Annotated in this window: 7 protein-coding genes and 1 pseudogene; all 8 read left to right on the top strand. The window is 63.3% G+C overall.

Features of this window, described 5'->3' with window-relative positions; genetic code table 11:
* Positions 1-14 precede the first annotated feature (14 nt).
* Positions 15-218 (top strand): annotated as a pseudogene (xseB, locus tag NTZ26_15415) (exodeoxyribonuclease VII small subunit).
* A 570-nt stretch (positions 219-788) separates the two neighbouring features.
* On the top strand, positions 789-2,672 hold the full coding sequence (gene dxs, locus NTZ26_15410; protein ID MCX6561883.1) for a 1-deoxy-D-xylulose-5-phosphate synthase: 1,884 nt from the start codon (positions 789-791) through the stop codon (positions 2,670-2,672).
* 255 nt (positions 2,673-2,927) lie between these two features.
* Positions 2,928-3,215 carry a GIY-YIG nuclease family protein gene (locus NTZ26_15405; GenBank protein MCX6561882.1) on the top strand — a complete coding sequence of 96 codons (288 nt, stop codon included), beginning with the start codon at positions 2,928-2,930 and terminating at the stop codon, positions 3,213-3,215.
* Positions 3,216-3,405: 190 nt separating this feature from the next.
* Positions 3,406-4,611, top strand: a complete 1,206-nt coding sequence (locus tag NTZ26_15400; GenBank protein MCX6561881.1) for a TlyA family RNA methyltransferase — start codon at positions 3,406-3,408, stop codon at positions 4,609-4,611.
* Positions 4,598-5,443, top strand: a complete 846-nt coding sequence (locus NTZ26_15395; protein MCX6561880.1) for an NAD(+)/NADH kinase — start codon at positions 4,598-4,600, stop codon at positions 5,441-5,443. Before NTZ26_15400 ends, NTZ26_15395 begins: the two co-directional genes overlap by 14 nt.
* A 104-nt stretch (positions 5,444-5,547) precedes the next feature.
* Positions 5,548-6,378 (top strand): glycogen/starch synthase, encoded by an 831-nt coding sequence (locus tag NTZ26_15390; protein ID MCX6561879.1) that lies wholly within the window; start codon positions 5,548-5,550, stop codon positions 6,376-6,378.
* Positions 6,368-6,694 (top strand): thioredoxin, encoded by a 327-nt coding sequence (trxA, locus tag NTZ26_15385; GenBank protein MCX6561878.1) that lies wholly within the window; start codon positions 6,368-6,370, stop codon positions 6,692-6,694. Before NTZ26_15390 ends, trxA begins: the two co-directional genes overlap by 11 nt.
* A 113-nt stretch (positions 6,695-6,807) precedes the next feature.
* Positions 6,808-7,737, top strand: a complete 930-nt coding sequence (trxB, locus tag NTZ26_15380) for a thioredoxin-disulfide reductase (GenBank protein ID MCX6561877.1) — start codon at positions 6,808-6,810, stop codon at positions 7,735-7,737.
* Positions 7,738-7,984 lie beyond the last annotated feature (247 nt).

Below are 7,984 nucleotides of genomic sequence, written 5' to 3'. Positions count from 1 at the left end.
TAGGAGGAGCAGCCATGAAAGACAAAGACCTTAACTTCGAAAAAGCCCTGGCCGACCTGGAATCGACCGTCGACAAGCTGGAGAAAGGCGGGCAGAGCCTGAACGAATCGCTGGCCCTCTTTGAAAAAGGCGTCAAGCTGGCCCGTTTCCTCCGCGACGAGCTGGACCGGGCCGAGAAAAAGGTCGAGATCCTGCTCAAGGACGAGAAAGGCGAGGTCCGGGCCCGCCCCTTCGGGCAGGACGGAAGCGAAAGCGCGGACGCGGCCGAGGAAGCGGAAGAGTCCGACGAGGAAGATGCGGACGAGGACGACGGCCAGGAATCCGATGCCGCCGCCGAGCCGGCCCCCAAGACCAAAGCCAAGGGCAAGCCCAAGCCCGAGAAAAAGACCGACGACGGCTCCGCCCTGCCCTTCTGAACCGGCCCCCAAAACTGGCGTAAATCGTGGTATAATTGTGACTTATCCTAGTCGTCCCGAGGCCCGGCAAAGCCGGGGCGTGGGGACCTGGCTTAAAGATGAGGTTGCCACGCACTCCCCTTTGGGGAGTGCTCGCAATGACGCATTGTCGCAAGGCGTCGTCTTTGCCACGCCAAAGGCTCGCGATGACGAAGGGATTTGATTGTCGTCCCGAGGCCCGGCAAAGCCGGGGCGTGGGGACCTGGCGATGGTTCGCGAAGGAAAGGTCCCCACGGCGCGCTTTCAGCGCCCCTCGGGACGACGAAGCGTCGCCACGCCTGGGGCTCGCGACAACGACTGAAAGCCGCTCAGAAATCGAAACGAATTAACAAAATGAACCGCATTCTCGATACGATCAACGGGCCGGAGGATCTTCGCAAGATCCCGGTCGACGACCTCGGCCGCCTGGCCACCGAGATCCGGGCCATGATCCTGGACGTGGTCTCCAAGAACGGCGGCCACCTCTCCGCCAACCTGGGCGTCGTCGAAATCACCTTGGCCCTGCACCGGGTTTTCAACACCCCTTTCGACAAGATCATCTGGGATGTCGGGCACCAAACCTATGCCCACAAGATCATCACTGGCCGGCGGGACCGCTTTCGCGGCCTGCGCCAGCGCGGCGGAATCCTGGGCTTCCCCGCCCGCGAAGAGAGCGAGTACGACGCCTACAACACCGGCCACGCCTCGACCGCCCTTTCGGCCGCCCTGGGCATGGCCGTGGCCCGGGATAAAAAAGCCGAATCCCACCGCATCATCGCCGTGGTCGGCGACGGCAGCCTGACCGGCGGCGTTTCCTGGGAGGCCCTCAACCAGATCGGCCACCTGCGGACCAAGCTGATCGTCGTCCTGAACGACAACGAGATGTCGATCTCGCAAAGCGTCGGGGCCATCTCCAAGTACCTCGGATACCTAGCCTCGGGCCAACACTATTTGCGGATCAAAGACCGGGCCAAGACCCTGCTCAAGTCCATCCCGGCCCTGGGCTGGCCGATCATCAAGGCCGGCCGGGCCGTCGAGGAGCTGGTTAAAAAAGTCTTTTTCCCCGGCTTGGTCTTCGAGGAGCTGGGGCTTCGCTATGTCGGCCCGGTCCAGGGGCACAGCCTGCCCTCGCTGATCGAGGTCTTCCAGGACGCCCGCAAGTACCAGGACGGTCCCATTCTGATCCACTGCGTCACCCGCAAAGGGCGCGGCTATGTGCCGGCCCAGGAAGACCCCGAGCATTTTCACGGCGCCTCGCCTTTCAATGTCCAATCGGGCAAAGCGGCTGCCAAAACCGGCCCGCCCTCCTACTCCGACGTCTTCGGCCGGACGATGGTTGAGCTGGGCAAGGCCGACCGCCGCATCCTGGCCATTACCGCGGCTATGCCCGAAGGGACGGGCCTGACCGGCTTCGCGGCGGAGCTGCCCGGCCAATTCTTCGACGTCGGCATCGCCGAGCAGCACGCCGTCAATTTCGCGGCCGGCCTGGCCATCAGCGGATTCAAGCCGGTCTGCGCCATCTATTCCACTTTTTTGCAGCGCGCCTACGACCAGATCTATCACGACGTCTGCCTGCAGAATCTCCCGGTCGTCTTCGCCCTGGACAGGGCCGGGGTGGTCCCGGACGACGGGCCGACCCATCAGGGGATCAACGACATCGCCTTTCTGCGCCACATGCCCAATATCGTTCTTATGGCGCCGCGCGACGAAAACGACCTGCGGCATATGCTGAAAGCGGCCTTGGGCTACGGCCGGCCCGTCGCCATCCGCTACCCCAAAGCCATGGGCTTCGGCGTCCCGATGGACGAAGACTTCAAGCCCATTCCCTTGGGCCAAGCCGAGGTGCTGCGCGAGGGCGGCGAGAACGCCGACCTCATCCTGGCCTACGGCAGCCTGGTCCATCCGGCCCTCGAAGCAGCCAAGGCCCTCGAGGCGGAAGGCTTGCGCACGACGGTCGTCGACGCCCGATTCGCCAAGCCGCTTGACGAAGAAATCATCCTGCGCTGCGCCCAACCCGGACGGGCCGTCATCACGGTCGAAGAGGCCGTGACGGCCGGCGGCTTCGGGACGGCGGTGCGCGAGCTGCTTGACGCCCGCGGCCGCGGCGACATCCGGTTCCTGTCCGTCGGGCTGCCGATCGAGATCTACCCGGTCGGCAAGACGGAGCAGATCAAGCGGGACTTCCGCCTCGACGCCCCCGGCCTGACCGAGCAATTCCGGGAATTTTTAAAAAGCTGATTCTTTGTCGTTGCGAGCCCCTGCCAACGGCAGGGGCGTGGCAACCTCATCCTGCTTTAAGAGAGGTCCCCACGTCGCTGTTCCTCGCGGTGACGATCGCAACGACGTCACATCAAGGACGGTCAGAGCCCCGCCTCGGGACGACATACATTGTTGTTTTTACGAGTGATCGAAGCGTATGCATGGGAACCTGGCTTTCTGCTCCTCCTGAGACTTTCCCTGCCCCCGCGCGTCCATATAGATAGGATCCTCCTCATGGCCAAGCCATATTTCATCTATATTCTGGCCAACTCACGCAACATCGTAATCTACACGGGAGTCACCAACGATCTTGTCCGTCGTGTCTATGAACACAAGAATGACTTCGTCGAAGGCTTTACGAGAAAATATCGAGTCCACAAGCTCGTTTACTATGAAGTCTGCGAAAACGCGTTGTCGGCGATCCAACGGGAAAAACAGATCAAATCGTGGAGCCGAAAGAAAAAGAACGCTTTGATCGCGGCCATGAATCCGGGCTGGGAGGAGCTTTATGGGAAGTTATGAGGCTCGTCTTCCCGAGCCCGGGCCTAGCTGGGGCGTGGGGATCTCGCCGGATTGGAGGAGCTTTATGGGAAGCCATGAAAGGGAAGTATAATGGAGAGGTTGCCGCGCCCCTGCCGTTGGCAGGGGCTCGCAATGACAAATGAGTTTAAGATATGCGGTGCCACGCACTCGCCATAGGCGAGTGTTCGCAATGACGATCAAGATGAAAAAAGAGCGGGCCGATAAAGTCCTGGTCGAACAGGGGCTGGCCGCGACGCGCCAGAAGGCTCAAGCCCTGATCATGGCCGGGCTCGTCTCCGGCCCCGCCGGCCGCATCGAAAAGGCCGGCCAACCCATTAACCCCGCCGCCGTTCTCACGATCGCCAAACCCCTGCCGTATGTCGGCCGGGGCGGATTCAAGCTGGAGCAGGCGCTGGACGAGTTCGCCGTCTCTCCGCAGGGCCTGGTCTGTGCCGATATCGGCTCGTCCACGGGCGGGTTCACCGACTGCCTCCTGCAGCGCGGCGCGGCCCGCGTCTTCGCGGTGGACGTGGACATCCGCCAGCTCGACGACCGCCTGCGCCGCGACCCCCGCGTCGTGACCCTCCAAAAAAACGCCCGCAATCTAGTGGCTTCCGATTTCCCCGCCGCGCCCGCCGAGCGGCCAATGCTGTTCGTCATGGATGTCTCGTTCATCTCGATTCTCAAGATATTGCCGGCACTGCGGGGGATGCTATTGGCGGTCGCCCCGAGGACTGAGACTGGCAAAGACGACGATTCCTGTCGTCCCGATGACAATCCTATTCATCGTCCCGAAGACAATCCTATTCGTCGTCCCGAGGAGGACGCTTCGTCCGACGTGGGGACCTCTCTTCAAGAAGGGCAAGGAGAGGGGTTGCCACCGGGCCTGCGGCCCGTCGCAACGACAATCACAGCGCTCCTTGCGGTCGCTCGCAATGACGGAGAGAACCAGGTTGCCGCGCTCCCTTCGGTCGCTCGCAATGACGAGAAAATTGCGCTTGTCGCCCCGAGTCGCCTCGACGTGGGGGCCTCTCTTCAAGAGGAGCAAGAAGAGGGGTTGCCGCGCCAAAGGCTCGCAACGACAGATCAACAAAAAATTCCAAAAGACCACCCCATCCTCCTGACCCTGATCAAGCCCCAGTTCGAAGCTGGCCGCGGCCAGGTCGGAAAAAAAGGCATCGTCCGCGACCCCGCTCTGCACGCCGAGATCCTGACCCGGGTGGCGGCCGAAGCGGGCCGGACCGGGTTCGCCCTGCGGGGCCTCGTCCGCTGCAGCACCCACGGCCGGACCGGCAATCAGGAGTTTTTCGCCCGCTGGGAGCCCGGCGGCATGGAACCTGCCGCCGTGGACATGTTAAAATGGATCGAAATTGTGACCACCCATGAACCCGATTAAAAGCGTCGGCGTCATCGTCAAGGCCCATGCCCCCGGGGTGGAGGAAGTACTGCGCGACCTCCTGGCCTATCTGGACCGGCGCGGCGTCGCCTGCCGGCTGGAAGAAGCGGCCGCGGAAAAGCTCGGCCTCCCGGACGGCCTCCGCCGCGAGGATATTCCCGCCCTCGTCGATCTTGTCGTCGTCCTGGGGGGCGACGGAACCCTGCTCAGCGTCGCCCATCTGGCGGCACGCGCCGCAGTCCCGGTCATGGGCGTCAACCTGGGGCACCTGGGCTTCCTGGCCGAAGTCCCCGTCCCCGAAATGGCCCGGACCCTGGACGAGATCCTGGCCGGAAACGAAGCCCTCATCAGCGCCCGCATGATGCTCGAGGCTGCCCGCGACGGCGAGCGCTGGCTCTGCCTCAACGACATCGTCATTAATAAAGGCGCCCTGGCCCGAATGCTCCATATCGCCATCCGGATCGACGGCGAGGACATCGCCGAGGTCCGGGCCGACGGCCTGATCGTCTCGACCCCGACCGGCTCTACGGCCTACACCCTGAGCGCGGGCGGCCCGATCATCCAGCCGCAGCTGCCGGCCATCCTGCTGACCCCCATCTGCCCCCATACCCTGACCTTTCGGCCCATGGCCATTTCGGCCCGGGCCCGGGTCGAGCTACGGGTCCAGGCCTCCGAGGAGGCCTTTCTGACGATCGACGGCCAACGCGGCGCGCCGCTGACCAGGGGGGACATGGTCGAGGTCGTGCGGGCGTCATGCGAACTGAAGCTCATCCGCTCGCCGCTGCGCGGCTATTACGACCTGCTCAAAGAGAAGCTGTCCTGGGGCGGCTGACACGGCCCGGATTCCCCCTCCCGTATCGGGTCTATCAACTTGATTATGAATTATTTACGATTTATTGTCGGGGCCCCGGCGTTAGTGTATGATGTCTTTTCGCCATGAAGAAGAAGCTCCGCGTTCTGATCGTCTCGCCCGAGCTGGCCCCCCTGGCCACTGGCACCGGAGGCCTGGGCGAGATGGTCCGTTTGGCCGCTGAGGAAGCAGCCGCCCAGGGCGCCGCCGTCTCGATCGCCTTGCCCCGCTATCGGGTTCCGGCAATCGAAGCCCTCCGTCTGGAGCCGGTGCTGCCCGAGTTTTATGTCCCGGTCGGGACCGAAAGGGTCAAAGCCGCAGCTTATCGGGCCCAGTCGGGCGGGCTCGAGGTCTACCTCATCGATAGCGCCGAGTATTTCCTGCGCGACCGCCTCTACGGGGCGGAAGGCGCCGCCTACCTCGACAACGACGCCCGCTTCGTGTTCTTCGCCCGGGCCGTGGTCGAGCTGATCCTCAAAGCCAAGCTGGCCGTGGACGTCGTCCATTGCCACGACTGGCCGGCGGCGCTGGTGCCGCTCTTCCTGCGAACCCATTACGCGGGCCGGGCCCTGCTGAAAGACACCGCCAGCGTCCTATCGGTGCCGGAATTCGACGGGAAAGGGCGATTCCCGGCCGAGTCCCTGGCCTTCACCGGCCTGACCTGGGATTACTTCACGCCCGAGCAGCTGGCCCAGAACGGCCGCTTCGACTTCCTCAAGGCCGGGGTCGTCTTTTCCGACGCCCTGACCGGGCCCGCCTGGGCCGTGCCGGGCGCCCCCCCGCGCGGAGTGGACGGCAACGGCTGGGCCGAGGCGCTGGCCCGCCGGGCCGAGGCGGTCGTGCCGCCATCGCGCCCCCTTCTTGAGATCTACCGCCAAGCCATCGACAATAAGAAAGGAGTCCCTCATGTCCGATAACATCCTGCTCGTCAACGACGAGACTTTCGAAGCGGAAGTCCTTAAATCCGCCCTGCCCGTGCTGATCGATTTCTGGGCCGTCTGGTGCGTCCCCTGCAAGATGATCGCCCCGATCGTGGACGAGATCGCCGTCGAGATGAAAGACAAGCTCAAGGTCTGCAAGATGGACGTCGACGCCAGCCGGGCCGTGCCCGCCCGCTACGGCATCCGCGGCATCCCAACTTTGCTGCTGTTCAAGGACGGGGCCGTCAAGGAGCAGTTGGTCGGCGCCCTGCCCAAGGACAAGATCGTCGAAGCCATCAAAAAGCATCTATAATCATTAGGGGTCAGGTCTTAAGATATAAGATTCGACTCCGTTTGTTTACTCCAATGGGCGGGCTCCGGAGAGAAAACTTATATCTTAAGACCTGACCCCTAAGGGATAACAACATGCCCACAAAGCACGACGTTGTCATCATCGGCGCCGGGCCGGCCGGCTTGGCCGCCGCGATCTACACGGGGCGGGCCCGCCTGAACACGATCGTTCTCGAGAAAGGCCTGCCGGGCGGCCAAATCCTGATCACCGACTGGGTCGAAAACTACCCCGGCTTTCCCGACGGGATCGCCCCCTTCGATCTGATCGAGAGCTTCCGCAAACAGGTTCTCAAGTTCGGGGCGGTCATCGTTGCCGACGCGGCCAAAAGCATCCGGCCCGACGGCGACGGCCCGGACTGGATCGTCAAAACCGGCAAGACCGAATACGCCGCGCGCGCGGTGATCGTGGCCACCGGCGCCCAATACCGCAGGCTCGGCCTGCCCAACGAAGGCCGCCTGATCGGCCGCGGCGTGTCGTACTGCGCCACCTGCGACGGCGCCTTCTTCCGTGACCGCGAGATCGCCGTCGTCGGCGGCGGCGATACGGCCCTGATGGAAGCCCATTACCTGACCAAGTTCGCCTCCACCGTCCATGTCATCCACCGCCGCGACCGCTTCCGCGGGGCCAAGATCCTGCAGGAGCGCCTCCTCGAAGACGCGCGGGTCAAGGTCCATTGGGACTCGGTGGTAGACGAGATCGTCGGGATCGAAAACCTCGAGGCCATCGTCCTGCGCTGCGTCAAGGACGACGCCCGGACGACCCTGCCGGTCGAAGGTCTGTTCGTCTCGATCGGCATGGATCCGATCAACGACCCGGTCAAGGGGCTGGTCGAGATCAACGAATGGGGCGAGATCGTCACCGACGCCAAGATGGGGACCAGCCGGACGGGGATCTACGCCGCCGGGGACGTCATCGATTCCACTCCCCACCAGGTGGCTACGGCCGTCGGCACGGGTGTGCACGCCGCCATGAGAGTCGGGGAATATCTATCGGGATACAAATAGGGGTCAGGTCTCAACATTCAACATTTCCGCTAAGACCAGAACCTCAAGCAGCCATCGGTTAAAAGTTCGAGACGTTCGAAGGCGACGAATGTTGAATGTTAAGACCTGACCCCTATTTTTTTTCGAGGGCATCCACCCTGGCCTGCAGCCGCCGAAGCTCCTTAACCATATCGTAGAGCCGCGGCGCCGAGGCCCAGAACTTCCGCCAAACGAGGATGTCGAGGTGCGGGCTGCCGCTGACGAAAGC

This window comes from Candidatus Aminicenantes bacterium, from assembly GCA_026393855.1.
GTDB lineage: Bacteria > Acidobacteriota > Aminicenantia > Aminicenantales > UBA4085 > UBA4085.
This window is presented reverse-complemented; position numbering and strand designations above follow the sequence as displayed.